This window comes from Alistipes sp. CHKCI003 (assembly GCF_900021155.1).
GTDB lineage: Bacteria > Bacteroidota > Bacteroidia > Bacteroidales > Rikenellaceae > Alistipes > Alistipes excrementavium.
Window position 1 is genome coordinate 95,195 of record NZ_FCNT01000006.1, and the last position, 26,454, is coordinate 121,648.

Genomic DNA, 26,454 nt, shown 5'->3' on the forward strand with positions numbered 1-26,454 from the left:
TCTACGAACAATGTGCAAACGCCTGCGCGAAGCGTGGGCGTTTTCTTTGTTGAGATTTAAATAAATTGGCGTTTGACAGGCAACAGAGGATTCGCCCACTTTTTTATTTTCCCCGTTTTTTATCGCATCCGAATTCCGAGAGGAAATAAATCTTCGGGAAAAGCGGGAAATCGGCTGAATTATTCGTATCTTTGTCCCGAAAACAATGTAAGTTCATTCAGATCTTTATCTCCTTTGCACTTTTCCGGCCACGATTTCGTCCGGTTTTTTCATCGTTGAAACGGATTCGTATAACTTTCTTTGTTCAGGCAGACCGCTGCATGAGTATGTTCCTGTGTCTGCGAAGCACGAATTAAAAAACGATTCAATGGCAAGACAATCATTCGGAAAAAGAGAGAACGAAAAGAAAAAGCAGGCCAAGCGCCTCGAAAAGCAGAAACGCAGGGAGGAACGACAGGCCGGCGGAACCCGTTCGCCGGAAGACATGATCGCCTATGTGGACGAAAACGGCAACATCGTCAGTACACCGCCCGAGGAGCGTACACGGCATAAGATCCGGTTGGAGGATGTGTCGATAGCGACCCCTAAAAAGGAAGAGCTGGAAGCCGAACCGTTCGAAGGCCGTGTGGAATATTTCAATGACACCAAAGGATACGGTTTTATCAAGGATCTGGCCTCGACCGAGAAATACTTTTTCCATATCACTTCTGCACCGGCAGAAATTGCCGAAGGAGAAATAGTTGCGTTCGAAGTGGAACGCGGGAGGCGGGGGCTGAATGCAGTCCGTATCGAACGGACGAAATAGAATTTGCAACGATTTACCAATTATTGAAGATCAAATGAACATTTACGTTTCGAACCTGAACTTCGCTACGAAAAGCGAAAGTTTGCAGATGTTATTCGCGGGATACGGAGCGGTATCGTCCGCTACCATTATCACGGATCGTGAAACCGGCCGCTCGCGCGGGTTCGGTTTTGTCGAGATGTCGGACGACGCCGAAGGACAGAAAGCCATCGACGCGTTGAACGGTGCCGACTTCGAGGGTATGACACTGACGGTAAACGCGGCTCGTCCGAGAGCGGACCGCAGCGGCGGTTACAAGCGCGGCGGCAACGGTGGAGGGTATGGCCGCGGAGGTTACAATAAGAACCGCTATTGACCGTACGCTCGGTTCCTCGGAGGAATAGACTTCATGATCCGTGCCGTTCCGCCGGAAATAAACGGGACGGTGCGGATATGGATCGAATGGTTCGGGCGGTCGTTTGCGGCGACCGCCCGTTTCGTCGGGTGGCGGTGGCGGATCGTGCTGAATATGGGGCTAAGTCGTTCCGACATCTCACCGGAAAATAGAATCGGAGTTCGGAAGCGGTTTTTCTTTCGGACGGCAGGTGTTTTACTGTCAGTTCGACAATACATACCGAGATATGAGTTCAATAGATAGCAATATCGTCTTTTTGTTCAGATAGATGACAAAGACAAAAGCAAACACGAATTGAAATGGCAAATCGATTCCGAACTGTAGGAATGCGTGCTGTTGAGTAATGACAAGAAATCCGTATTGGAGGTAGCCGTAAAGGATACATCCCCGAATCGCCGACCGGAATCGTCAGAGATCCGATGGCATTGGAACTACTCAGTTAAAATCCGATGCTACTTATTCCGAAAAAGATCCGGAGCGGGCTTTGATTGCCGATCTTACCAACTTGCAGGCATTTCTGTCAGAGTTGGACGACGTTTTTTCGTTCGTAGTCCGCAAAAGCGAATCCTGCTCGAAGACGATGAGGCTTTCGCGTACTCGGTATTTTTCCCAACTGCTTTCTGGGCGTCTTTTTTGTCGAGTTTGGGTTTCTTGCGAATATGGGGCCTTGGGGGTATTGTGTTTCCGGGAGCCTTATGGAGCAAGTCGCATGTTTCGGAGAGTTTTCTACCTTTGAATATCAAGCAGCATATTTCTTGTCCGGATGTGTCAGTTCGGGAAATTACCGTTTTACGACATCTATGCGGGCTTACTCCGGTCGGCTTCGCTTTTCGACAATCCGATGAAAGACGGCACCTGCTATTTATCGAGTTTGGACAACTCCGATATCGCGTATTTTTCTTGTCATGACACTTCATTTTCCCGTTTCAGAATATGGATATTCTTTACCAGTTGCTCGTCCTTCTGCTCGGCTAGCGAAAAAATCGGGATGAATAGAAGACTGAAATTCCGCAGCGCGGAGCTTCGGGGGCTTCCTGCACAGGCGATGTAGGTGCACCGTCATCAGTGCGCAGACAATGTAAGGCGGATAAGCCCATGCAAGGGACCGGTGAGAGCACGATCGTTGCGACTGCGAAGATCGTTTCGGCGATGATGAGTAGCATGTGGTAAGAGGTCGGACCGGAAGCACAGAACGGCAGCTTGCCTGCGATCTACGGATGATCGCAACGAAGAGCGCCCTCGAAGCTCATGTCAGAGAATTCTGTACAGGCGGTATTCGGTGAATATTGATACAGTCCCGATCAGTTGAGCAGTGTTGGGGGTAGCGTGAAATTCGTTTTTCGGACCGGTCCATCCCGGGAAGTCGAGCGGGATGCCGACCGCTACGATGAGTGTCGAATAGATGTAAACCGTGAGCCTTTGGTGTTCGACCAGTCTTTTCCCCATCCGTCGATGAAAGTCGCACAAACCGCCCGCAAACAGAAAAATAGGGGTTGGTTTGTGCCGGTTTTGGAACTTTCAGCATTTTCAGTTGTCATTAAGGCAGTAAGAAAAATATTACATTTTTTTTGCATCGAAAAATAGACTTGTAATTTTTGAATCCTGTTCTCTCATATTAACGTTGCGAGAGAAATAATCTTGCAGATGCTATTGGGATGCGATTTCGGTTTTCCATCCTCCCCTCGTGCGAGGGTATGAAGTGTCGTTATTCTCTTGTTCGAAGGTTCTGTGCCGTCTGACTCCGTACAATCGGCGTCGAACGAAGGTCCGCAGATTCCCCCCCCCCCTCGAAAAACATGTTCTGAAGCTCTCTGTCGGAGTAGTTGATCTTGCCGAATCATCCATACGTTCGTGCGGGGAAGGTATTGCCCTGTGGGTAACATTCAATCCTATGAATAAATAATCAACAATCTTTTTCGTTTTCCTGCTCGTACCGTTGCTGTCGTGGCGGCGGGAGGTTCCGTCGGCATGATAAATTGCGATGGCGAATCATACGTTTCGTTACGGGTGAGGACATGTTCTTCTCTCCGTGGATCGGTAATAGTCGTGGGAACTGCAACGGCTGCTCGTTGTCGTCGAGTTCGTCCGGATGTTCCCGTGTGTAACGAGTTACGGTACGGACGGCAATACCGAACATTCCGCTTCCGAGGCGGTGAGAATCCGACGCAACCGCGTAAAATTTGAATTCATAGTGCACGGCTAAGCGAAAAAAGTCTGTTTCGTTACTGGCAAATCCTTTCCCTGACTCTATAAGGCCGGTGAGAACGAGCCCGCAACGAAGTGGGCGTAACGCTGCCCGTGAATGTGGAGAAGGAGGCCGCGATCGCTGGTACCGCCGCCGACAAGGTGAAAGCTATAATAGATGGGGCGTCGAGTGAAATGAAGTGTAAGCGCGTTGCCGTGTTAGAGCGTGCCGAAGCTGTTCGGTTTGTCGCTTTTCCATGGGGTACGTAAATATATCTGAAGTATCGTGTGTCAAACTGTTGAGAATCTAAGAATATAAGCATTTTTTTCGACTTTGCCAAAAATGCGGAAAAATTGCGGATACGACAGGCAAAACAAAAACCTCAAATAATTGTATGTAAATCATTTGAGGTTTTTTTATTAGTACCCGGAGCCGGTATTGAAAAGTCAAAAACCGCACAAATCCGCCAAATCACAAATAAACGATAATAATTTATATATCAATATATAACGATTGAATTTGTTTGAATTGATGTGAATGTATTTTTTACGGTTTTATGAAAATGCGGACAAATTGCGGACACAGAAAGTTGTGCATATCCATGAATTTACATACCTTTGAAACAAAGAAATTCGAGGTATGGCACAGACGAACTACTACATCGGCAGGACGACCAACAGCGCAGGAGAATCGGAAATCAATCTGCGGCTTTATGTTTCGCGCGATGTCCGTTTGCGTATCGGCTCCGGGATATGATTGACCGCAAACGCTGGGGCAAGAAGAATGACATCAATATTCCGCTGATTCAAGGCGAAGAACGCGAACTGCTTTTGGCAAAGCGTTCCCGACTGAAAGCATTGACCGACCTGTTGGAGCAGGAGATTAACACGGCAACCGATAAGTCCGTCATCACGCGCGAATACATGCAAGGTGTCGTCAAGCGGTTCCATAAGCCGACGAAAGCGAAAAAGGAGCATGAAAACACCTTTTTCGACGTGATAGAAATTTATCTTACCTCGCACAAACTGTCCGAAAATAGGGTGAAGAACTTTCGAGTGTTGGTGCGTTGCCTGCATCGGTTCGAGCTATACATGCGAGCAGAGGAAAGCCGCGGATTTTCGCTTTCGTTCATGACGCTTACACCGGAATTGCTGCGCCGAATCGAGAATTTCTTACTCGATGAACGATCGGCATTCCTGCACTATCCGCAGATATACGAACAATATCCCTATTCGGCAAAGGTCGCAGTCAAAACCCCGAAGCGCAAGCGACCTCCCGTACTGGACGAGGAAGGTAACGAAGTTCCGAAAGGGTTGCCTAAACTGCGAGGGCTGAATACGGTTGCCGACCTGCTTACCCGTTTTCGAGCGTTTGTTCTGTGGGCGATCGACAACGGCCACACGACGAACAATCCTTTCAAGCATTTCACCATCGGTGAAATCGTGTACGGAACGCCCATTTACATAACCAATGAAGAGCGGACGCAACTGCTCGAAGCCGATTTGTCTGGCAATAAAGAGGTAGAAACGCAACGGGATATTTTCATCTTTCATTGCTTTATCGGATGCCGTGTCAGCGACTTGTTCAAAATGACTTACCGAAATATCATCGGTGACGCCATCGAGTATATCCAAAGAAAAACAAAGGAGGATCGACCGGTAACCGTCCGCGTACCGTTGAGCAAAACAGCTGTTGCCCTGATTGACAAATACCGCGAGGAGGGACGCGAAAGCCTTTTCCCTTTCTCAACGGAACAACACTACAACCGTAAAATCAAGGAGGCTTTCCGACTTGCCGGACTGGATCGCACCGTTACCGTGCTCGACCAACGGACACGACAGGAGGTGCAGAAACCGATATACGAGGTGGCATCGTCGCACATGGCACGTCGCACGTTCATTGGCAATATTTATAAAAAGGTCAAAGACCCGAACATGGTCGGAGTATTGAGCGGTCATAAGGAGGGAAGCCGCGCTTTCGCCCGTTACCGAAATATCGACGATGACATGAAACGTGAAATGATCGGGTACCTCGAATAGCGATAAATCGCTCGGTAATTTCTACCAATCAAATTGTTATAGTATATTTGCTGTTAAGAAAACAATACGAATATGGCGAAGATTACGGTAAAGGATACAAGTGTTACGATCATATCGGTTAATGCGAACGATTATATTTGTCTGACGGACATCGCGCGATACAAGAGCGACGACCCGAATGCGGTGATCGGCAACTGGTTGCGCAATCGGAATACGATCGAATATCTCGGAATCTGGGAAAGCCTGTATAACCCGGATTTCAAACCCCTCGAATTCGAGGGGTTTAGAAAGGAGGCCGGACTGAATGCCTTTACCTTGTCTTCGCAAAAGTGGATCAATACGACGAACGCAATCGGCATCGTTTCCAAATCGGGGCGTTACGGAGGAACCTATGCCCACAAGGATATTGCGTTCAAGTTTGCGAGCTGGATTTCCGTAGAATTCGAGTTGTATATCGTCAAAGAGTTCCAGCGGCTGAAAGAAGAGGAACAGAAACAACTCGGCTGGAGTGCCAAACGCGAGCTGTCCAAAATCAACTACCGCATCCATACCGACGCGATCAAACAAAACCTGATTCCGGCCGAAGTGACCGCGAAACAAGCGAGCATCATCTATGCCAACGAAGCCGACGTGTTGAACGTGGCCATGTTCGGCATGACTGCAAAGACGTGGCGCGAGCAGAATCCCGACTTGAAAGGCAATATCCGGGATTATGCAACCATCAACGAACTAATCTGTCTGTCCAATATGGAAAACCTCAATGCCGTATTCATCGACCAGAAGATGCCTCAGGGCGAACGGCTCGTAAAACTCAACCGGATCGCCATTCAGCAAATGCAGGTGTTGGAAAGCAGCGAGGAGCGGAAACTACTGAAATAATGCAATGGATTTCCGCAAGATCAACAGTTATGCAATTCTGCTGGCGATAGTCGTTGTCGTCGGATTGCTCGTGTCTATGATCGCGCGGTTCGTGATCTTGGCGAAAGGCGCGGATACGGGTACGGCGAATCTCGTTTTCATAATCGTAATGGGTGTCTGCGCGATATTCTATCTGACCGTCATGGCGGCATTTTCCAGCGTGGCGGATTTCGTTGTTGACAAGATTCTCCCGAAAATTACCCGAAAGAATGCCCCTGCCGTCGAAGCAAAAATTACAGAACCTGCCGATCATGTTTCGGATATGGACATTGAGCAAATCAAGCAGGAGGTAGACAAACGATTTTTCGAACGGCAGAAAGAACAGATCGAACTGTTCCGACGTTATGCGCATAGAGAGGTAGGTCCCTACATCACTTCCGATGAACTTGTGCGGCTCGATCGCTACATCGAGTATTATGCGTTGCAGGAATCCGGCTCGACAGAACTTGCTCCTATCCGTCCGCAAAAGTTGAAAAATGCCGATCTATTCCATTTCGGATGGAACATGGCACACTATTTCGGACGACCGAAACAGGAGGTCGTGCCATGGCTGAAATCCGCATTTGCTCCGCTTGCCGATTTGGAGGGTTCCTACATCAAAGGGAAACTCTACTCCCCGCAGACACGGCAATTTATCATTCCCAACATAGCGGATATTCCGAAATATATGGCCGAACACGACGGTTGAAAATCACCTGAATAAGATATTTACGGGAGATTGCGAGGAGATGACGAGTGTTTTTGTTCTCCGAGGAATCTCCCTTTTTATTTGCCCCGGTTCCGATTGGACGGAAACCGCAAATCCATGTTTAACCTAAAAATTTCAATTATGAATTTAAGGGATTTATTGGAGTCGGGGGCAAACGTCAGCGTGACGGTGACGCTCGACGATTTGAGAGCGATTTTCAACGAAGCGGCAAAAGGCGCAAGGCCTGTTGCACAAGAACAGACGACAGAAGAGTTCCTCTCGCGCAAGGAGGTATTGGCACTTCTAAAGATCGACTCTTCGACACTTTGGTGCTGGGAGAAGACCGGGTATGTCAAATCCTATCCGTTCGGCGGACGGAAGCGTTACAGACGCGCGGATGTCGAGGCAATACGCACTGGAAAGAAAGGAGGCCGCGATGAAAGGTAGAGATGAAACGGAGTGGGTTCCCTACTTGCGTGTAGGTACGACGATCCTCAAACGTGTACTGATGCCGTTGAGTAACGGCCGGAGCGTCGAAACACTGATTCCGTGGAATGTTGAGACGCTGCGGCAGGATTACGGCAAGGACTATCTTGCACAAGTGCCGAAGTACGACGGATTCTGCACCATTCCAAGCCATACGGATTATCATCGGGAGATTCACGGTTTTCTGAATCGTTACGAACCGATTTCGACCGTGCCCGCCGAGGGCGAGTTTCCGCATAACCGGGATTTTCTCGGGCATATCTTCGGTGAACAGATCGAATTGGGCTTGGATTATTTGCAACTGCTCTACCTGCGTCCGTTGCAACGTCTGCCGATCGTACTGCTGGTGTCGAGCGAACGTAACACGGGAAAGACCACCTTTCTCAATTTCCTGAAACTGCTCTTCGAGGGTAACGTAACATTCAACACCAACGAGGATTTCCGTTCGCAGTTCAACGACGACTGGACGGGTAAGCTGCTGGTCTGTGTGGACGAAGTGTTGCTGAACCGCCGCGAGGATTCCGAGCGGATTAAGAACCTATCTACCGCACGAAGCTATAAGGCCGAGGCAAAAGGGCGCGACCGTCGGGAGGTGGAGTTTTTCGGCAAGTTCGTATTGTGCTCCAACAATGAGCGCAATCCCGTTTTGATCGAAGCTGGAGAAACTCGTTATTGGGTGCGACGTGTGCCGCCTTTAACGCATGACAACCAAAATCTGCTCTCCGATATGCGGCATGAATTGCCGGGTTTTCTGTTCTTTCTGCTTCATCGTAAACTGTCTACCCGCGAAGAGAGCCGCATGTGGTTCTCTCCGCGCTTGCTGGCGACCGATGCGTTGCGCCGGATCATCCACTACAACCGCAGTAAAACCGAGGCGGAGATGTTGTCGATTATCCGCGATATTATGGAGGCCGAGGCTCTTGCGGAGTATCGTTTCGACGTGAGCGACATGGTGAATATGCTGGAGGTACGCGGTATCCGTTCGGATCATCCGACCGTGCGACGGATTCTCTCGGAGAATTGGCGACTTGTGCCTGCACGGCCAACCTATTACCAGCGTTACACGATTACTTACAACGGTGAAATAACGAAGCAGGAAAGCAAGACGGCAAGGGTCTATACGGTCGCACGTGAACTGCTCTATGAACTGCTACGGTGCGATTCGATCATGTAGTATGTAAGAATGTAAGGATAGAAATATAGGCTTTTTATTCTTAAAGACTTACGTATCCTACAAAAACTCTTACAACGTCCAACAAATACTTACACTCTAACGGCTGAAATCGAGTGTAAGAAAGATGTAAGACGTATAACTTTTTATTTCACTGAGCATTGTAACAATTTTTCAACAAACTTACAGAAAAGATGGCTGACATACGACATATAAAACAGATTTCGATTCGTTATTACCTCGCCGAACGGGGTTTGTACCCGACCAAAGATAATCCGCGATACGGCCTTTATCTTTCACCGTTGCGTGAAGAACATACGCCGAGCTTCAAAGTGGACTACGAGCAGAACTTATGGTATGACTTCGGACTGGGCGAGGGCGGTTCGATTATCGACCTCGTGATGCGCATGGAGCTGTGCGATGCAGGGGAGGCCATACAGCGGCTGGAACGACACATCGACGGGATGTCCGTTTCTTCTTTAAGCCCTTCGGGCTTTTCCTCCTCGCGGCTCGTCAGAGCAATTCAAAATTGCTTTGCTCTCGCTCCGCAGCGTCGGTTCATCGGAAAGAATCCTGCCCCGCAGCGTCCACCCTCAATTATCGTTGAGAAAGTGCGGCTGCTGGAAAATTCCGCATTGCTTGACTACCTTGCGGAACGAGGTATCGACCTTGATACAGCGCGGGTACATTGTTCGGAGGTTGATTATCTTGTGGCGGACAAATCCTATTTCGCCGTCGGATTCCGCAACGATGTCGGAGGTTGGGAACTGCGCAGCCGCTATTTCAAAGGTTGCACGTCGAAAGACCCGACGACCCGACGTGGGGATTATCCCTCTTGCCTCGTTTTCGAGGGATTTATGGACTACCTTTCATTTCTAACGCTTAAACGCAGCCCGACCCCACCGTACAATATCGCCGTGCTGAACTCGGTAACGAATCTTGTCAAAGCCGTTCCGTTCATCGCGTCGCACGAACAGGTCTATACCTACCTCGACCACGACGAGGCGGGGCGAAAGGCGACCGCCGAATTGAAAGAGGCATGCCGCAACCTCTCCGACCAGTCCGTTCACTATCGGCCGCACAACGACTTGAATGACTACCTGCGAAGCCGTCGTTCCGTGAAAGAGTACCGGCGGTCGCGCAGCTGTAAGTTTTAACGTCGCCCACCATTCGGCCGCTCCGCGTCCGCGGCTTTTCCTTCACAGAAAAGCCATAGCCTATTAGGGCTTTTTCTCAACGCATCGGCACGCCGACGCTGAAAAAGCCCCAATAGGCCAAAGGGCGACCCTTTGGAAACCCCGTGCGACCGTTCCGTCCGCCGACCGCTCATGCGGTCGAAAACCCGACAACCGAAATCATCAACCGCAAAATTATTACTGAATCATGGGATATGTCGTATTGCATTTGGATAAGTCGCCGGACAACGAAGTACCGATGACCGCCCATATCGCACGTACCAAGATGCCGCCGAACGCCGTGCCGGAGCTGACCTATCTGAACGAGGAACTCGTCGGATTTCCGGAGGGCGTCGCCGACCGAACGGAGGCGATCAACCATCGGCTCGAACATGCCGGACCTACCCGTAAAATCGGGACGAATCAAGTGCGGGTAATCCGCGTCATGCTGACCGGCACGCAGGAGGATATGCAACACATCGTCCAAGAGGGACGCTTGAAAGCATGGTGTGCCGATAACCTCGAGTGGCTGCGGCGAACGTTCGGAGCCGAAAACGTCGTTTCGGCTGTATTGCACATGGACGAAGCGACGTCGCATATCCACGCGGCGGTCGTCCCTATCGTTACGGGCGAACGTCGCAAAATCCGCGAGAAGAAGACCGACGAACCTAACAAGCGGAGATACCGCACGAAATCTGCTGCACGGCCTCGGTTGTGTGCCGATGACGTAATGTCGCGTGTCAAGCTGAAAGAGTACCAAGATACCTATGCCATAGCAATGGCCAAATACGGCTTGCAAAGAGGTATTGACGGCTCGAAAGCCCGACACGTCACGACACAGGAGTTCTATCGCAATGCCATAGCCCGACAGCAGAATTTGCAGGACAATATCGGCGAACTGCTCCACATCGAGGAGGAGAAGCGCAAAGCTGTCGAATATGCTACGAAGCAGGAACAGACGGCACGCGCAGAACTACATCGAACCACAGCCGAACTGAACGCAGTAAAAGGGGAGCTGAAAACCGAGCGGTTAAAAAACTCTGCGGCCGAGGTCGGCACGACCATTCTCGACGGTATCGTGTCGATGATCGGAACTTCGAAAGTCAAGCGGCAGGAGCAGGAAATCGGAGCATTGCGGCAAGAGGTCGCCGCACGCGACGAAGCGATCGAAACTTTACAAACAAAAATTTCAACCATGCAGAACGACCATAGCAGAGAACTGATGTCCATGCAGGCACGACACTTAACCGAGGCTGCGAACATAAAGAAACAGTATGAAAAGGATTTATCTTTTCTTCAATCGGTCGTTCGCAAGGCACTGGCATGGTTCCCTCGTTTCCGCGAAATGCTGCGCATGGACGAACTTTGCCGCAGGGTCGGATTCAACGACGAGCAGACAGAAACGCTTATCAAGGGTAAACCTCTCAAATACAGCGGTGTGCTCTATTCCAAAACACACCGAAGGCGATTCAAAACCGAGAATGTAATCGCACGGATTGTACCCGACGAAACAAACAGCCGCAAATTCACGCTCAGAATAGACGGGATGCCTATCATCAGGTGGTTCAGAGAGCAAACAATAAAACTACAACATTACATTCAATCGGAGCATAGCGGAAAGGAATTGAAACTGTAGAGTTTATAGAATTGATTAAAAACTTGAGTGGAAATATCTGATTCCCGAAGTTTTTCATTATTTTTGTTGGGGATAGAGGAAACTCTTTCCAAACATATTGAAAAGAAGCGTTATGCTTATCTCGAAGTCGGGAACGTAGGAAATTCAAGACTATTCAGAGAGAAAGGCGTAATGGTTCTCACGCGTATAGCGTGGGCTGCTGTTACCACATCTCTGAATAAAGGTTATTCCTACGACCTCCGACTTAGAACGTGGCATCGCAGTTCCACGCTTCGTGTTTTATAAAAGGTTCTTGTGGAGCTGGAGAACCGCAACAGGCTACATATGAATACCCTTAAAAAATTAGCTTCAGCTATTTGCCTCGTTTTATTGATGAATGCTTGTGCTCCGCTCAGAACTCCGGTAATCGTAAAAAATGCTCCGATAGAAACATTCAAGTATGTCTATGTTTCACCGACAGAAGAATTGATTTCCAGCACGAGCAGCACCTTTGGCGGACAATATTATATATCCAGTTCATCAACCACAAGAAGCGTCAATCCCAGCGATGTCATTGCGGGAATGCTAATTCAAAAGGGATATGTAATATTACCCGAACTGAATCCCGAATTAGCAAAGGAAACGTTGATTGTAAACTATGGCGAAAGCGGCAGACGAAATCGAGGACTGGGATACACGATAGAGGTAACGATTCAATTCATATCGGCGTATACGCACGAAATATTCTGCTCCTGCACCGCAGAGGGACAGGGTTCGACCGAAGCGGATGATATTCGTCAAGCGATAAAGCGCGCATTAGATGGTTTATTTACAAAATAAAAACGACACAACCAATCTTATCATGAAACGTTTAATCTCTTTATTGCTTTTTGCAAACACAATTCTTATTTCATCGGCGCAAGACAAATCGGAGCATCTATCCTTCAAAGGAGTACCTATCAATGGAACACTCAACGAATATGTGTCGAAAATGAAAACCGCTGGATTTTCATATCTTGGAACGCAAGATGGCACAGCTATCCTGCAAGGCGATTTCGCTGGTTTCAAAAGTTGTACGGTCGGCGTGTCCACGCTGAAAGCTGTAAATGTAGTTAGTACAATCGGTGTGATATTTCCCTCTCACGACGATTGGAGTTCTCTCGAAAGCGATTACGACCACCTTAAATCCATGCTAACTCAAAAATACGGCGAACCGGCAGATGTTGTAGAACAATTTCAAGGAAGAATTACCCCAAAAACGAATAATGAGAAACTGCATGAATTGATGATGGACCGGTGTACGTGGTACACAACATTTGAAACCTCGAAAGGGGACATCCAATTATCTTTGCAGAAAGGTGATTTCGGACAGTGTTTCGTTTTACTCAAATACTACGATAAGATAAATACGGATACAGTCCGTTCGGCGGCAATGGACGATTTGTAAGATATGATCTTGTGGAAGAAACAGCGTTGCGAGTCGTTGCAACGCTGTTTCTTTATTTACGATTCGATATGTTTCTTGATTTCAGCAATGAATCGTTCGCCGAATCGTTTATAACGCTGTTCCCCAATGCCTTTTATTTCAACGAATTCTTCGCGCGTTGTCGGTTTATCGGTTGCTAATCGCGATAAAACATCATTCGTAAGAACACAATATGCCGGAAGATTCTCTTCTTGCGCAAGAGTTTGTCTTAAAGCTTTCAACCTAACAAGCAAATCCATATCGGTAAGCAAACTGCCATTCGTATCTACAATCACTTTGAACCCGTCTTTCTCGATCATCCGTTCCGAATGACCGATCGTGTGTACCGCAGCACTTTTTCTCGTGGTGTTCGTTTTCACTGGAATCATTTCGGGGGCTTGCGGATTCGCAGTGGAAGATTCAGGTATACGGAAATAAGCAGGTTTATCTTTCGACAGATCTTCCACGCCGAAGTCATCCTTTCTCCATGCACGATAATGTTCCTGACTGAGCAGCCGACCGCATCCTGACTTTATCCGGTTTATAATTCGTACACCCTAAAATATATTCCGTTCGCCCTTTCTTTACGACCAAATACCCGTCTTTGCACCAATCGCATTTTTGAATGGAGAGTTCACCGCCGCGCTTGTCGTTAGTCATAAAGCCACAGATTTCCTGATCGTTGGTGCAAATCCACAGTCGCAGTCCATAATTCTTGTTCCACCGCAGTTGCATCGGATAGCCACAGATAGGACAGCGATCTTTTACGATGTTCGAGATGGATAGATCGGTTTTCAACTCTCCTTGCAGCGTAACATTGGGATAACTTTTCGGATCGCTCAACAACTCCTTGATAAATTCCGAGGGGCGTTTTTCGGGAGTAACAATGAACACCCGGTTTTTGGTTCGGGTAAGTGCCACATAAAACAACCGTCGCTCTTCGGCGTAGTTATACGAGGTATCGTTCGATACGACCAAGTTCAGCACCGGATCGTCGTCTACTTTCGACGGAAAGCCGTAGATTTCATCCTTTGCGTTAATGATAATTACGTTATCGGCACTCAATCCTTTCGAGCTGTGGGCAGTCAAAAATTGGAATTTGATTTTGTTCCCGTATTTTACAGAGTAAACTCTCCCTGTTTTTTCGTCGTAGTTGAATTGTTTGGAATAGCAGAGATTCCGGGCATCGAATCCGTAGCGACCTATCAGGAGAATAGATGCGACACGGGGTTTTCTTTCGGCTGCATTATACTCCAATATCTCTTCGATGGCTTTGTTTACGGCGATTCCCAAATAGTGGTACTTGCCACCTTCCGGCCGTTCTTTCCCCTTGTCGAAAGTTTCGGAATACGGATAGATGATAACCGGATTGGTGATTCGCTTCGGAGAGATGAGCTCCTTTTTGATTTGCGCCGAATTTTTCTGCACGAATGTTCCGGCAATGTCGATTATCTCCTGCGCATTGCGGTAGGTGCGGGTGATTTTCAACTCCTGCCCATAACCGACGGCTTCGCAGAATCGGGTAAACAACGGGAGGATGGAACCGCTGAACGCATAGATGGACTGCCAGTCGTCGCCTACAGCCATGATTTTGGCGTTGCACAACTGCGACAATTCTTTGATAAGATTATAACGTTGCCGCGAAATATCCTGATACTCGTCTACGATGATATATTTGTAATCGAGCTGCTCCTTGTCGATACGCTTTTGGCGAATCAACTCGGCCGACTCGTTAATCATGTCCTGAAAATCGATGCAATGCTGCTCCGCCAATACTTTTTGGTATTCATAGTAGCAAACTTTGCAGATGTCGAGAAATAATTTGGTTCGGACGTTTTTATTCGCAGCCTTGAACTCTGCGAACTTCTCGAATCCGTAGCCTTGTGTCTTGAAGTTGTTGATAAAGGTACAGAGCAGAAAAGTCAAGCGCGTGATGTATTTGCTCTCTTCTGTCTCGACCAATTTTTTGTAGACCTCTTCCGTCGGACGTTTGCTCAGCTCGTACCCATGCGCAACGAGCAGCTCTCGCAAATGAAGCAGATAGTCCCGTCCATCGGCGTATTGCGAGTAGGTATATATCAAATCGGTTTTATGCTTCCGATGCAACTCCTTTTTGTCGTTGATCCGGGAGATATACTTCTCCAACTCCTCTTGTGTATAGCGGTCGCTTTTGTGGTCTTCGGTTATCCCGAAATGTTCGATATATGAAATCTTATTGCCTTGCCTTATGCGGAAGTCGGGTGTATAGGGCTTGTTCGCATCGAGAATAGGATATTGGTATATCGGTTCATACTCGTATTCTATCTGATACATATATAGGAAGTTGGCGATCCGCACCTCTTCCATTGACCGTAAAACCTCGTTATTCAACGTCTGCGTTTTCAAAGTCTTGCGATCGACGATACGTTGAATGTATTCGTGTAGATTGCCTTTCAGGGTCGAGCAGTCCGTTTTGGCGACGAACTGGAAATATTCATTGAGCTTTTCTCCTTCGTAAGGGGCGGTGAAATAGGAGCCGAAGAAGAGAATCAATTTGTCCACTACCTCAGGATTGCGTAACACGGACGATTTCAGATAGTTGTTGATAACCGTGTACATATACCCGCCCTCGACGATCTTTTTACGCTCTTCCTCACCTTGTTGCAAAATCGTATAGCCGACGGAGTGGAATGTACTGATTGGGCACGGTATGCCCAGATTGCCGTTGATACGTCCGCGAAGTTCTTCAACAGCCTTATTGGTAAAGGAGATAACCAAAATCTGAGCCGGATCGATACCTCGTTTTTCTACGAGATATCGCACTTTGGCCGCGACCGTGGTCGTTTTACCAGCTCCTGCTCCTGCGATTACCAGCGTATGATCCTCTTCTGAAAGCACCACTTCGCGTTGCTCTCTATCGAGCGATATGGCCGGATCGCACGCTTTGAGGATATTATTGAGATAGGTTTTCTCCGATTCGATATGATGCTCAACATACGCATCGTTGTGTTTGCGAATCATCGGCGATTCTGCTGCGAGGTCTGCAATTTCGTCGAATATCGTTCGGAAGTAGTTTATAGTTTCGATATCGAGATTGTGCTTGGCGACATACTCGTTCAGTATATTCGATTGTACGAGTGTTGCGTAAGATTGTGATAAATCTCGGTATTGTTCAACAAGATGCTTGTAATCGCTTCGGGCTATAAATTTGTCTTGGGATAGCAAGTCCTTGAATGCCTTGTTAAATGCTATAGTTCTGGCATACTCCGCAGGATAATCCGCAGAATCTATATTTGGCATAGCAGTAGAGACCGTTGTTTTATACCGGCCTATATTTTTTATAAAGTTCGCTATTCCCATTTGCCTTATTGACTGTTTGCTTTACAAAGATACAGATAAACAGGTAAATTGATTAAAATTGAGCATTCAATTCTATTCGTGAGGCATAAATCCCTGCATTCAACAAAGAAGTGTGACTTCTGACCCTATTAAAAGCTATGTATTGAAAAATAATTTGATAAAATTCATTTATTTATTCGACTTCACAGAAAATGCGGACAAAATGCGGACATAACGAGTAAAATAAAAATCCCAAATGATTGTTTATAAATCATTTGGGATTTTTCAAAAGTACCCGGAGCCGGGGTCGAACCGGCACGACATTGCTGTCATTGGTGTTTGAGACCAACGCGTCTACCGATTCCGCCATCCGGGCATACCGTATGTCGAAAATACGGGAATCGGGAGTGCAAATGTAACGAAAATTCTGCAATATGCAATTCTTCGCTTCCGAATTTTCCAGTTCCCGGTGAATTTTTCGAAATTGCGAGGAGCGTGTTCCGAGTTCGGTCCGGAGACCCGCGCACGAAAAGAAATGCGGAAACGGACAACCGCGGACAGTGTTTCTCCCCCCCCCGATGGAAACAGGCAGACGACACCTTCTGTCGCCCGAATCGCTCGCGACGAACCGCCGCCGACCGCCGCATGTCGGATCGCACGAAGCTCTCGCCGGCGCACGAACGCACAGGCCGGCACCCGCACGGCACGGAGAACCGCGGCATCCTCCCGGCACGAAATCGAACGCATCGCCCGGCCGCTCCGCGTATAGCGCCGATCCGCACAGGCACGGACCGCCGCCCCGGGTTCTGCGACAAAGACCGTCCGCACGTTCTATCCCCCGCTGCACGAGTTTCCGTGGCTCCTCGAAATCATCGGAAGTGGGGCTGTCTAACAAGTTTTATAAACCCTTCGAAAATCGCCCGTTCGGGAAAACTCCCGTATGACAGTACGAATAAAAAAGGGCTGTCCAAGATTTGTCGGACAGCCCCGAATCTCAAGCAGAAATCGGTCGGGATACCCGATTTTCCCATACTTCATCCGGTCGTCCCCGTACCGGAGGCTGCCGGATCGTTTTTTCGAGGGTGCATCCTCCCGGCGATCGCGGTCCTGCGGCCCGGCCGACGGCTACCGGCAGCGTTTGGTCCGATCGGGGAATCTACCGCACGCCTTGGGTTTCGACAGCGGGACGGCAAGACCGAAGTAGAAATTCAGGGATTTCATGCCGAGCGGCAGCATCAGCGACGAATCGCGGCTCTTCGCATAACGCAATCCCACGTAGTCCATCCCCAAGAAGAGGTTGATCCACGAAGGATGCACGTTCAACGCGACGCCGAAAACGCCCAGCCGGTTCTGCACGAGCGTGTGGCTGAGCGTACCCGTAAACCAGCGAGAAGGCCGGAAATTGGCCGATACGGTCAGCTCGGTGGAGGTGTAGTCGCTGTAGAAGCGGGTCTGGGAGAGAAGACCGAAACCGATGGCTTCGTGCAGGATGTTGTACTCGGCGCCCACGTTGAGCGTCGCCGTCAGCATGCGGGTGGAGGCCTTCGGAGTGCCGATCGTAACCATCACGCTGTCCGGGCTGTCGAAGTAAATATCGTCCTCGCCTTTCTTGGCATCGAAATTATAACCGCGGTAGGATACGGACAGATTGTCGAAAGTACCCGTAACGGCGCTTTTCTTGCTCCACGAGACGAATCCGATGTCGTTGACGCCCAGCGACACTTTCAGCCGGTCGTCCAGAAAACGGGTCTCGGCACCCAGATCGAACGCAAGGCCCCAGCTCCCGATACGCTTCATCGAAAACTCCCGGTTTTCCGGATCGAAAACTTCCGCGAGATTCATCTGCCCGTGCAGGCGCGAAAAATCCATCGCCGTGATATTGCCCGTAAAGGTACCCTGCATATCGGCTCTCCACTCCGTGCCGTCGATGCTCGCACGCATGCTCTCTATGTTCATCGAGGCATGTGCCGCTCCCAGCAGCCCCTTGGCGCGGAATCCGACATCGACCCGTTTTTCGAGGATGCGGACCGGGAAGGCGAAGCCTACGGCAAATTCGAGGTAATTGTCGCTTTCGAGATTGAACCCGCCGAGATCGTAGGTCCCCTCATTGAACCGCTTGGCCATTTCGAAAAACTCCTTGGGGATCGTCATCGAAGTCTCTGACCGCAGATTGAGGCCGAACGACCAAAAATAACGCTTTGCGAAAGCGCCGAACCCGAAGATGTTGTCCCGCACCGAAAAGTTCAGATGGTTGCGGTTGCGCATGCGGGACAGGAAGTCCGACGCATCGACCGATCCGTGCATGAAGGTTACGAGCCCCGAACCTTCCGGGTTGGGATAGAGGAAATTCTTCACCGAAAGGTAATTCGAGTTCAGTCCGAACCCCAGATTGCCGACCACGGGAATATTGACATACCCCCTCTGGGGCACGAAGGCGGCATTCATGTCGAGCCTCGGAATGGAACCTTCCATGAAATAGGAACTTTTCATCTGGGCCTGTACGCGCGTAGAAGCCGCACAGACGGCCGCCGCAGCGATGATCGTATATATCAGAAAACGTTTCATGTGATTGTCCGTTGGGATTGCTTGGTTATTCGTCGTCATCCGAGTTCGACATCAGTTCGTCGAGGTCGAACGTAATGCCTTTCTTGAGAATCAGTTTCATGTCGGCCGAGAGATACTGGTCGGGCTTCAGAGCCGCTCCGGCCCCCACGGCCTCGCCGGTGAAACGATAACGGATCTTCGCCACCTTTTGCAGACGCTGGATCTCGCCCTTCTCGATATTCATGCGGATATGGATCTGCGATTCGCGGTATTCGAGCTCCGAGGCGGGATCGTATCCCTCGACCTCACCGTCCACCGCAGCCTCGATGTCGTCGAGCCGTCCGCCGTCCGCATCGAGGAACTCCGCGGAGAGGCGAAGCGTGAGCGGCAGCGTCGAGCGCGCGTTGAGTTCGATGAGGATGTCTTCGGCTGTGATGTCGTAATCGCCGATGTCCTCGAACGTATCGTCCACATCCTCCGTATCGGTATAGTCGACGGAAGCTCCATCTCTGAATTCCAGCGGAATCCGGATCGAATAGTCGACGTCGAACGGATAATCTTCGCCCGTTACGGCGAAACTCTGTTCCTCGGCATCGTCCACATGAAGATCGAATTCGACGTCGATCTTCGAAGGAATGATCTTCACCAGATTCGACAGATCCTCGACACGACACAACGTGTAGCCCTCGGGAGCCGCCTCGGCATCGGTGATATAGAGGCGCGTGATCCGCGGATCGTCTCCCTCGGCAGCTTCGACACGTACATCCCGCACGACGATCGGGTCGAGCTTCCGGTCTGAGAAATCATAGGGTTGCATCACGATGTCGCCTACCATGACGATCCCCACGGGGTTGCTCACCGCAAGAGCGATCTGAGGCGCCACCAGATTGATCTCGATATTCTGTTCGCCGAGCGATTCGCGGATGTCGCTCAGATCGATCGCGGTCGGTTCGAGGTATTTCTTCAGATCGAGATCGACCGTACCGGTTACATGGGTGATTTCGAGCGTCGGCAGCGACACCTCCGGCAGAAGCGTGATCGTTTCGGAGGCGACACCGTCCATGTCGGTGCCGTCGGGTACATTGACCGCAGCTTTGATGCGCACCTCGCCCGCAAGAGCGGCCGTCTTGCCGTCGGCATTCCCGCTCACAGGCACATCCTTCACGCCCGCCACCGGAATGCGGGCGATCGTCGTCCGGCGGCCTTCGTATTTCACGCGGTCGACATGCACCGTGTGGGTCTCCGCATCGTAATCCGGATGGTCGACTTCGAGGAACGGAGGCAGCATGATGTCTATATCGTCGAAGTAGAGCTCGTCTACCGTCAGATCCTCGATTTCGAGGCTGACTGCGACCGTCGCCGTTTCGCCCGTGTCCCCGTCGCACACCGCGGCGAAGGAGATGGCGGCGACCTCGGCCGGGACGTCGAACGTTTCGTCGATCTCCTGCACGATGTCGATCGGCTCCGTGAAGCCCACCGTCATTTCGCACCGCTCGGGGTCGATCTTGAGTTCGGTATCGCGCATCGAGAAATCGACCTGCACCTCGTCGGCCGTTCCGATCTCCGACAACCGATAGGTTCCGGAAGGGAAATCGGGCATGACGACCGCCTCGATCGTCCGCTCGGCCCTGAGCACGCCGTTGCGCACGACGGCTTCGTCGCCCTCGAAGCGGATGCCTTCGAGCGGAAGGCTCACTCCGCCGGCCGAGGCAAGACGTTCGAGCGTAGTGGTCATCACATGACCGTCGAGCCCCTCGACGCCCGGAGCGAATACATAGGTCTCGGGGAAATAGATGCATACGCGCACATCGCTCCGAAGCGGAATATCGGAGTGCGAAGCATTGAGAACGAGCACATTCGACGCATCGTCCGTAAAGGCCACATAATCCACGCGCGTAACGGCGTCGAGCCCCTCGACCTCGATCGGCACATCGAAGTCGGTAGTCGTCGGTTCGGAGACGATCCGATTCGTAACGACCTCGGCATCGGCGACCACGGGAATGATTTCGAGCGAGAACAGCGGTTCGTCGCCCGCAGGAACGCGGTTTCCGTTGGAGGTACCCGAATAGCTGAACTTATAGCGGATTTCGTCGCGGATGTCGAGCGTCCGGTCCGCCGAAATCGCCTCGTCCACGGTGCGGTCGATGAGATAGAAAACGAAACTCACGCTGCCGTCCGTCAGCGGATAGTCCTCCACGCGAAGCGTCCCTCCGCTGACGGAGGCCGTGCCGCCGTAGGTGTCGACGAGTTGCAGACCGTACGTGGACGGAAGCGTCAGTTCGAACGACACGCGGCCTCCGTCGACCGCTTCGGCCAGCGCGCCGAGCGTGAAATGCATGCGGATCAGCGTACCGAACCCCGGACCGCGGAACCAGAGCCGGCGGACGGCGCCGATGTCGTCGGGAATTTCATCTACGGTGAAAGCCAGATAGTCCTGCTCGTCGAGCGAGGGCAGCTCGATGGGCTGACCCGCCGGCACGGTCGTACCTATATATTTATCCGCCGAAAGCGGCGTGGCGATGTCCACGCCGTCGAGGGCTTTGTTGCCGAAACCGAGCGACGGCAGCGCGAACGAAGTCCGATTATCCACGCCCTTCACGCTGAAGGTCTCGGGCAGAGCGGATTCGGAAAACGAAAACAGGTAGGGATCGATTTCGGGAAAGACGTTCCGGATCGGGTCGACCTCGATGGCGTCGATGGTTTCGAAGATCGTACTGTCGAGCCGATAGGCATAGACGCCGTCTTCGGCGACGAGATTCCCGATATTCTTATCCGCGATCAGAGAATCCACCGTGCGCTGTTCGATCTTGCCGAGCGGCAACGTAACGCCGTCGGCGCCGAGTGTCATTTTCAAACTGATGTCGCTCAGATCGTAGGCATCGTCCACACAGGAAGCGAAGGCCAGTGTCGCAGCGACGAGCAGACATGCGCTTCGCTTACGGAGGGCCTGTCCGCGGGGTCGTAGTGTTCTCATTTTTTAATTTAGGGTGTTGTTTTACGCCGCAAAAATAGGTAAAATATATCACACGCAAAGACTTTTCGAATAATTTTTCATCCCTTTTCCACAGCACCGCATCCGGCTGCCCGACGACATGTTTTTGCAGAATTATTGCTATTTTTGCTTCCGATTATGGCCGACAACGACAAAAACGGGCTCAGCCTGAAAGAACAGGTGGCGCTGCTGCCTCTCGCACCCGGGGTCTATCAGTTTTTGGACCGGGCGGGCCGGATCATCTACGTGGGCAAAGCCAAGAGCCTGCGCAAGCGTGTCTCGTCCTATTTCGTGCAAAGCAAGGAGCACAGCGCCAAGGTACGCGTGCTGGTGCGCCAGATCGCCGAGATCCGCCACATCGTCGTGGACAGCGAGGCGGATGCCCTGCTGCTCGAAAACTCGCTCATCAAGACCCATCAGCCGCGCTACAACATTCTGCTCAAGGACGACAAGAGCTATCCGTGGATCGTCGTACGCCGCGAACATTTTCCCCGCGTGCAGTCCACGCGGCAGCTCGTGCGCGACGGTTCGCAGTACTTCGGGCCCTACTCGTCGGTGGTGATGCAGCACAGCGTGCTGGAATTCATCCGCGAGGTAGTGCCTCTGCGGACGTGCAAGCTCAACCTCTCGCCCGAGGCCGTCGCCCGAGGCCGATACGCGGTGTGCCTCCAATACCATCTCGGCAACTGCAAGGGGCCCTGCGTCGGAGCGCAGAGCGAGGAGGACTACGCCCGCGAGGTCGGGATGGTCGTCTCCATCCTCAGGGGCGACCTGCGGCCCGTGCGGAGCTACCTCGAAACGGAGATGGACAAGGCGGCCTCCGAACTGAAATTCGAACTGGCGCAGCGCTACAAGTCGCGGCTTGACGCACTGGACAACTATTCGAGCCGGTCGGTGATCGTCAGCGCGAAGATCGACGACGTGGACGTCTTCTCGCTGCTCGCGGACGAAGAGGCGACGGCCTACTGCAACTTCGTGCGCATCCGCCACGGCTCGATCACGGGCGTCTACACCGTGAAACTCACCCCGGGCGTCGACAACGACGAACCGGCGATGCTGACGCTCGCCATCCAGCACATCGTCGAGCACATCGCCGGCGGCAAGCTGGCCCGCGAAGTGATCGTACCCTTCCTGCCCTCCGCCGCGATGCTCTTCGACGGCGTAACCTTCACCGTCCCGAAGCGGGGCGAGAAACTCGAACTGCTCGAATTCTCGCAGCGCAGCGCCCGCATCTACCGCGCCGAACAGCTCAAAAACCTCGAAATCAGGAATCCCGAGCGCTACACCGAGCGGTTGATGACGGCCCTGCAAAAGGAGCTTCGCCTCGACCGTCCGCCGCGGCATATCGAGTGTTTCGACAATTCCAACCTGCAAGGATCCCATCCGGTGGCTTCGTGCGTCGTCTTCCGCGACGGCAAACCCGCACGCAAGGAGTACCGCCACTTCAACATCAAGACCGTCGAAGGCCCCGACGACTACGCTTCGATGCGCGAGGTGGTCTACCGCCGTTACAGCCGCCTCAAAGAAGAGGGAGCCGAACTGCCCGATCTGGTCATCGCCGACGGCGGCAAAGGACAGATGGCCGTCATCCACGAAGTGCTGGAGTATCTCGAACTGGACATCCCGATCGCCGGACTGGCCAAAAACGACCGGCACCGTACTTCCGAACTGTATTGCGGCTATCCGCCCGTGCTGGTCGGCCTCCGCCCCACTTCGCCTCTCTTTCATTTTCTGACGCACATTCAGGAAGAGGTGCACCGCTTCGCCATCTCGTTCCACCGTCAGAAGCGGAGCAAGGATTTCATCCACAGCGAACTGGAGCGGATCGAAGGCATCGGTGCGAAGACCGTCGCCGCGCTGTTGCAGCATTTCCGCACGGTGGCCCGCGTCAAAGCCGCCAACATCGGGGAACTGACGGCGCTCATCGGTCCGGCAAAGGCGCACAAGGTCTACGACCGCTTCCACCGCGAAGCATGAACAGGCCGCCGAACGACCGGCCGCCCTGTCCACGTCTTACGTCGCACACGATCGAAACGCCCCCCCCGAATGCCGGCACAAGCGCACCTGTCCGCCCGATCGCCCGATGTCGGCAGAGCCGCCGGCCGTGCAGTTCGCCGGTTACCGAATCGCCGGCCGAATGCCTTGCCCCGACGAGGACAGGAATGCCGGCCGAATCGTTCGAGGGGGCTCAGACCGTATGGCTCAATGCCGCCGAACGTATCGTCCGCCGGCCGCCCGTCGCACGGTCGATCCGGTGCCGGATCATTCGCGCATCGCAAGCTGCGTTTGGTCGAAGCGCGTGCGGGGAATCACGAATTCCGGTTCCGAAGCTCTGTCCCACGGACGCACCGAAAAATCGAACGGTCCGAGGAACGTAAGACGGCTGCCGAAACGGCCCCTCTCCGTGCGGCCCGTGTTACCGCGATGCTGCCCCCCTCGTGCGGAACTGTACCGGCGAGACCTCGTCGGCATTGTTGTCGCAGCAGGCCCACGACACCGGACCCGCGGACCGGTCGGGCATGAAGAAAAGAAGCCCCCTGATCGTCGGGACATTCGGTGCGGTCGATCCGTGCGACATCGGGCCCTGCATCCGCTGCGAGCCGCACATCGGGCCGGGCCGCATATTCGGAGACCGTCGCCGGCGTCCGTTTGCAAGGCTCCTTATCCGCTACGCACGCCGGCACGTGTCGGGACACCGGAGCCGATCCCGAGTGGAATGCCCCCTCTGCAACCGATGTGCAGGACGCCGAAGCTTACGGGCGCACCCGTTCGGGCTTCGAGCAGCGCTTTGAAGGAACAGCCGCCGATCCTTTCCGCCTTCGCGGCGGGCAGGGCGGAGAACCGAAAACGAACGGCAGTCCGGCTTTCGGGCCGAATGCTTCGCGGCAATCGTTGGCGAAGCGTTGAAACTCCTCAGTTCGCAATGCTCGAAATCTCGGTTCCCGTCTTCGCAGAACGGTGTCATCCGTGCCCCGTATCCAGTTCGCTCGCACTCGCTGCGGGGCCTGTACCGTATGCTTCCGGTGGGAGCAGCCGTACTCGTGCGGGGCGTTCGCCCGCCGAGCCCGGAGCGCGGCGGCAGAAACGATGAGTCCGTCCCGTCGTTTCCGGTCCGGAGCCGACGCGGGTACATACGATGATGCTGCGGCCGGAACATTGCGGCCTGCCGCATCGGAGCGCTCTCTCTCGGGAAGCGGTCGGCTCCGGTTTTTTGCCTTCGGCGGTCGGCGGCCGCACTCCCAAGATGCGCCTCCGGCGGGGCGGCCGATTCCGTCAGGCGCCGGTGCAGACCGTGTCCACGAGGATGTCGTGGGGTTCGACGGGGAGTTCGTCGACGAGCTGATGGGGGTAGCAAACACCGGCCTTATAGGCGCGAAACCCCGCCTGCGACATGTATTTGTCGTAGTAGCCCCGTCCGCGGCCCATGCGTGCGCCGCCGGACGTGAAAGCCGTTCCGGGGACGAGGATGAAGTCGATCTCGGCCGGATCGGCCGGGGCGTCCGCCTGCGGCTCGGCGATCCCGAATGCGCCGCGCTCCATTTGCGCCGGGTCGTAGTCGTAGAAGCGCATGACGTCGCCTTCGACGCGCGGGACGAGTACCCGTTTGCGTCCGTGCCACCGCGCGAGCAGCGGCGCCGTGTCGGGTTCGTCGGGCAGCGAGGCGAACAGGGCGACCGTCTGCGCCGCTGCGAACGGGCCGAGCCGTTCGACGGCTCCGCATATCTTTTCCGAACGCTCTGCGCGCTCGCCGGCTGCGAGCGCGAGGTTGCGTCTTTTCATTTCACGGCGTATCTCTTTTTTGTCCATAGTCCCCTGTTTCGGGCCGAAATTTCCCGTCCGTTTATGTTGTTATTCCGCAAACAATAGCTATCTTTGTGCGCGTGAACACAAATCTTTAACAAATATAAACAAAATTTCAAAATTATGAGCTGTTTTCTATCCAATTCATCTCTTGGCAAGAAGTTAGTAATGAGCATCACGGGATGTTTCCTCGTGCTCTTTATCCTCTTCCACATGTCCATGAACATCACAGCCATCATCTCCCCCGAGGGGTACAACGCGATCTGCGAGTTTCTGGGTGCCAACTGGTATGCGCTGGCCGGTACGCTGGTGCTGGCGGCGGGCGTGGTCGTGCACTTCATCTATGCCGTCGTACTCACGCTGGAGAACTACAAGGCGCGCGGCAGCCAGCGCTATGCCGTAACGGTGAAGGAGCCGAACGTTTCGTGGGCCTCGAAGAACATGCTCGTGCTGGGATTCATCATTCTCGGCGGGCTGCTGATCCATCTCTTCAACTTCTGGGCTAAGATGCAGCTCGTGGAGATCATGGGCGAGCACACCAACTCGCTGGGCTTCGGTCCTGCCGACGGTGCGGCGCTCATCGCCTACACCTTTTCGCACTGGTACTATGTCGTGATCTACCTCGTGTGGTTCCTCGCGCTCTGGTTCCACCTCACGCACGGCATTTGGTCGATGTTCCAGACCGCAGGCTGGGCCAACGACACGTGGTATCCCCGCCTGAAGTGCATCGCCAACGTCGTGGCCACGATCGTTTTCCTCGGTTTCGCAGCCGTGGTGATCGTCTACTTCATCCAGAGCCTCTGCCCGTGCAACGGCGGCGCATGCTGATCCGAATCCAATGTCGAATAATAAAACACA

General features: G+C 52.4%; 19 protein-coding genes and 1 tRNA gene. 13 read left to right on the forward strand and 7 right to left on the reverse strand.

Features of this window, described 5'->3' with window-relative positions; translation table 11 throughout:
• The first annotated feature begins 367 nt into the window (after positions 1-367).
• The gene (locus BN3659_RS00825; protein WP_091533790.1) at positions 368-805 is read left to right on the forward strand and encodes a cold-shock protein; all 438 of its coding nucleotides are present in this window, start codon (positions 368-370) and stop codon (positions 803-805) included.
• Positions 806-839: 34 nt separating this feature from the next.
• A complete protein-coding gene (locus BN3659_RS00830) occupies positions 840-1,160 on the forward strand; it encodes an RNA recognition motif domain-containing protein (protein WP_091533792.1) in 321 nt (106 codons plus the stop codon).
• 1,290 nt (positions 1,161-2,450) lie between these two features.
• Here the strand turns inward: BN3659_RS00830 and BN3659_RS00840 are convergent.
• Complete coding sequence (locus BN3659_RS00840) at positions 2,451-2,645, reverse strand: hypothetical protein (protein WP_091533795.1); 195 nt, start codon at positions 2,643-2,645, stop codon at positions 2,451-2,453.
• A gap of 1,491 nt (positions 2,646-4,136) precedes the next feature.
• Here BN3659_RS00840 and BN3659_RS00845 point away from each other — a divergent pair.
• The 9 genes from BN3659_RS00845 (at position 4,137) to BN3659_RS00885 (ending at position 12,923) form a co-directional block, all read left to right on the forward strand.
• On the forward strand, positions 4,137-5,423 hold the full coding sequence (locus BN3659_RS00845) for a site-specific integrase (protein WP_224757888.1): 1,287 nt from the start codon (positions 4,137-4,139) through the stop codon (positions 5,421-5,423).
• A gap of 72 nt (positions 5,424-5,495) precedes the next feature.
• Positions 5,496-6,302, forward strand: coding sequence for a KilA-N domain-containing protein (locus tag BN3659_RS00850; RefSeq protein WP_091533796.1), 807 nt, complete (start codon positions 5,496-5,498; stop codon positions 6,300-6,302).
• Between the two features lie 4 nt (positions 6,303-6,306).
• Positions 6,307-7,029, forward strand: coding sequence for a hypothetical protein (locus BN3659_RS00855; RefSeq protein WP_091533798.1), 723 nt, complete (start codon positions 6,307-6,309; stop codon positions 7,027-7,029).
• A 117-nt stretch (positions 7,030-7,146) separates the two neighbouring features.
• The gene (locus BN3659_RS00860) at positions 7,147-7,476 is read left to right on the forward strand and encodes a helix-turn-helix transcriptional regulator (protein WP_224757887.1); all 330 of its coding nucleotides are present in this window, start codon (positions 7,147-7,149) and stop codon (positions 7,474-7,476) included.
• Entirely contained in the window at positions 7,466-8,689 is a 1,224-nt protein-coding gene (locus BN3659_RS00865; protein ID WP_091533799.1) for a primase-helicase family protein, read from the forward strand. Before BN3659_RS00860 ends, BN3659_RS00865 begins: the two co-directional genes overlap by 11 nt.
• Positions 8,690-8,880: 191 nt before the next feature.
• Entirely contained in the window at positions 8,881-9,843 is a 963-nt protein-coding gene (locus tag BN3659_RS00870) for a toprim domain-containing protein (protein WP_091533801.1), read from the forward strand.
• Between the two features lie 226 nt (positions 9,844-10,069).
• Positions 10,070-11,497, forward strand: coding sequence for a MobV family relaxase (gene mobV / locus BN3659_RS00875; protein WP_091533802.1), 1,428 nt, complete (start codon positions 10,070-10,072; stop codon positions 11,495-11,497).
• Positions 11,498-11,821: 324 nt separating this feature from the next.
• Positions 11,822-12,316 carry a hypothetical protein gene (locus BN3659_RS00880; RefSeq protein ID WP_091533803.1) on the forward strand — a complete coding sequence of 165 codons (495 nt, stop codon included), beginning with the start codon at positions 11,822-11,824 and terminating at the stop codon, positions 12,314-12,316.
• On the forward strand, positions 12,297-12,923 hold the full coding sequence (locus BN3659_RS00885) for a hypothetical protein (RefSeq protein WP_253181047.1): 627 nt from the start codon (positions 12,297-12,299) through the stop codon (positions 12,921-12,923). Before BN3659_RS00880 ends, BN3659_RS00885 begins: the two co-directional genes overlap by 20 nt.
• Before the next feature lie 56 nt (positions 12,924-12,979).
• On the opposite strand, the gene BN3659_RS00890 is transcribed toward BN3659_RS00885, so the two are convergent.
• The 5 genes from BN3659_RS00890 to BN3659_RS00910 all read right to left on the reverse strand — a co-directional run bounded on the left by BN3659_RS00890 (position 12,980) and on the right by BN3659_RS00910 (position 21,777).
• A complete protein-coding gene (locus BN3659_RS00890) occupies positions 12,980-13,408 on the reverse strand; it encodes an HRDC domain-containing protein (protein WP_141682440.1) in 429 nt (142 codons plus the stop codon).
• Between the two features lie 7 nt (positions 13,409-13,415).
• Positions 13,416-16,220, reverse strand: a complete 2,805-nt coding sequence (locus BN3659_RS00895) for a UvrD-helicase domain-containing protein (RefSeq protein WP_171847668.1) — start codon at positions 16,218-16,220, stop codon at positions 13,416-13,418.
• Positions 16,221-16,551: 331 nt separating this feature from the next.
• Positions 16,552-16,635: transfer RNA gene (locus BN3659_RS00900), tRNA-Leu, on the reverse strand.
• Between the two features lie 749 nt (positions 16,636-17,384).
• Positions 17,385-18,824, reverse strand: coding sequence for a DUF5723 family protein (locus BN3659_RS00905; protein WP_091533810.1), 1,440 nt, complete (start codon positions 18,822-18,824; stop codon positions 17,385-17,387).
• Positions 18,825-18,849: 25 nt separating this feature from the next.
• Complete coding sequence (locus BN3659_RS00910) at positions 18,850-21,777, reverse strand: hypothetical protein (RefSeq protein ID WP_141682441.1); 2,928 nt, start codon at positions 21,775-21,777, stop codon at positions 18,850-18,852.
• A gap of 156 nt (positions 21,778-21,933) precedes the next feature.
• On the opposite strand from BN3659_RS00910, the gene uvrC reads away from it, so the two are divergent.
• A complete protein-coding gene (uvrC, locus tag BN3659_RS00915) occupies positions 21,934-23,772 on the forward strand; it encodes an excinuclease ABC subunit UvrC (RefSeq protein ID WP_091533813.1) in 1,839 nt (612 codons plus the stop codon).
• Positions 23,773-25,068: 1,296 nt separating this feature from the next.
• On the opposite strand, the gene BN3659_RS00925 is transcribed toward uvrC, so the two are convergent.
• Positions 25,069-25,602, reverse strand: coding sequence for a 5-formyltetrahydrofolate cyclo-ligase (locus BN3659_RS00925; RefSeq protein WP_091533816.1), 534 nt, complete (start codon positions 25,600-25,602; stop codon positions 25,069-25,071).
• Positions 25,603-25,719: 117 nt separating this feature from the next.
• Between BN3659_RS00925 and BN3659_RS00930 the strand changes: the two genes are divergently transcribed.
• Positions 25,720-26,424, forward strand: a complete 705-nt coding sequence (locus BN3659_RS00930; RefSeq protein ID WP_091533817.1) for a succinate dehydrogenase cytochrome b subunit — start codon at positions 25,720-25,722, stop codon at positions 26,422-26,424.
• The last annotated feature ends 30 nt before the right edge of the window (positions 26,425-26,454 follow it).

What these genes read in the sequence shown, in the direction of transcription:
- uvrC (WP_091533813.1), top strand. Translation starts at nt 21,934, where the DNA reads ATGGCCGACAACGACAAAAACGGGCTCAGCCTGAAAGAACAGGTGGCG.
- BN3659_RS00870 (WP_091533801.1), top strand. Translation starts at nt 8,881, where the DNA reads ATGGCTGACATACGACATATAAAACAGATTTCGATTCGTTATTACCTC.
- BN3659_RS00865 (WP_091533799.1), top strand. Translation starts at nt 7,466, where the DNA reads ATGAAAGGTAGAGATGAAACGGAGTGGGTTCCCTACTTGCGTGTAGGT.
- BN3659_RS00850 (WP_091533796.1), top strand. Translation starts at nt 5,496, where the DNA reads ATGGCGAAGATTACGGTAAAGGATACAAGTGTTACGATCATATCGGTT.
- BN3659_RS00905 (WP_091533810.1), bottom strand. Translation starts at nt 18,824, where the DNA reads ATGAAACGTTTTCTGATATATACGATCATCGCTGCGGCGGCCGTCTGT.
- BN3659_RS00880 (WP_091533803.1), top strand. Translation starts at nt 11,822, where the DNA reads ATGAATACCCTTAAAAAATTAGCTTCAGCTATTTGCCTCGTTTTATTG.
- BN3659_RS00910 (WP_141682441.1), bottom strand. Translation starts at nt 21,777, where the DNA reads ATGAGAACACTACGACCCCGCGGACAGGCCCTCCGTAAGCGAAGCGCA.
- BN3659_RS00930 (WP_091533817.1), top strand. Translation starts at nt 25,720, where the DNA reads ATGAGCTGTTTTCTATCCAATTCATCTCTTGGCAAGAAGTTAGTAATG.
- BN3659_RS00855 (WP_091533798.1), top strand. Translation starts at nt 6,307, where the DNA reads ATGGATTTCCGCAAGATCAACAGTTATGCAATTCTGCTGGCGATAGTC.
- BN3659_RS00840 (WP_091533795.1), bottom strand. Translation starts at nt 2,645, where the DNA reads ATGGGGAAAAGACTGGTCGAACACCAAAGGCTCACGGTTTACATCTAT.
- mobV (WP_091533802.1), top strand. Translation starts at nt 10,070, where the DNA reads ATGGGATATGTCGTATTGCATTTGGATAAGTCGCCGGACAACGAAGTA.
- BN3659_RS00895 (WP_171847668.1), bottom strand. Translation starts at nt 16,220, where the DNA reads ATGCCAAATATAGATTCTGCGGATTATCCTGCGGAGTATGCCAGAACT.
- BN3659_RS00885 (WP_253181047.1), top strand. Translation starts at nt 12,297, where the DNA reads ATGGTTTATTTACAAAATAAAAACGACACAACCAATCTTATCATGAAA.
- BN3659_RS00830 (WP_091533792.1), top strand. Translation starts at nt 840, where the DNA reads ATGAACATTTACGTTTCGAACCTGAACTTCGCTACGAAAAGCGAAAGT.
- BN3659_RS00845 (WP_224757888.1), top strand. Translation starts at nt 4,137, where the DNA reads ATGATTGACCGCAAACGCTGGGGCAAGAAGAATGACATCAATATTCCG.
- BN3659_RS00860 (WP_224757887.1), top strand. Translation starts at nt 7,147, where the DNA reads ATGTTTAACCTAAAAATTTCAATTATGAATTTAAGGGATTTATTGGAG.
- BN3659_RS00925 (WP_091533816.1), bottom strand. Translation starts at nt 25,602, where the DNA reads ATGGACAAAAAAGAGATACGCCGTGAAATGAAAAGACGCAACCTCGCG.
- BN3659_RS00825 (WP_091533790.1), top strand. Translation starts at nt 368, where the DNA reads ATGGCAAGACAATCATTCGGAAAAAGAGAGAACGAAAAGAAAAAGCAG.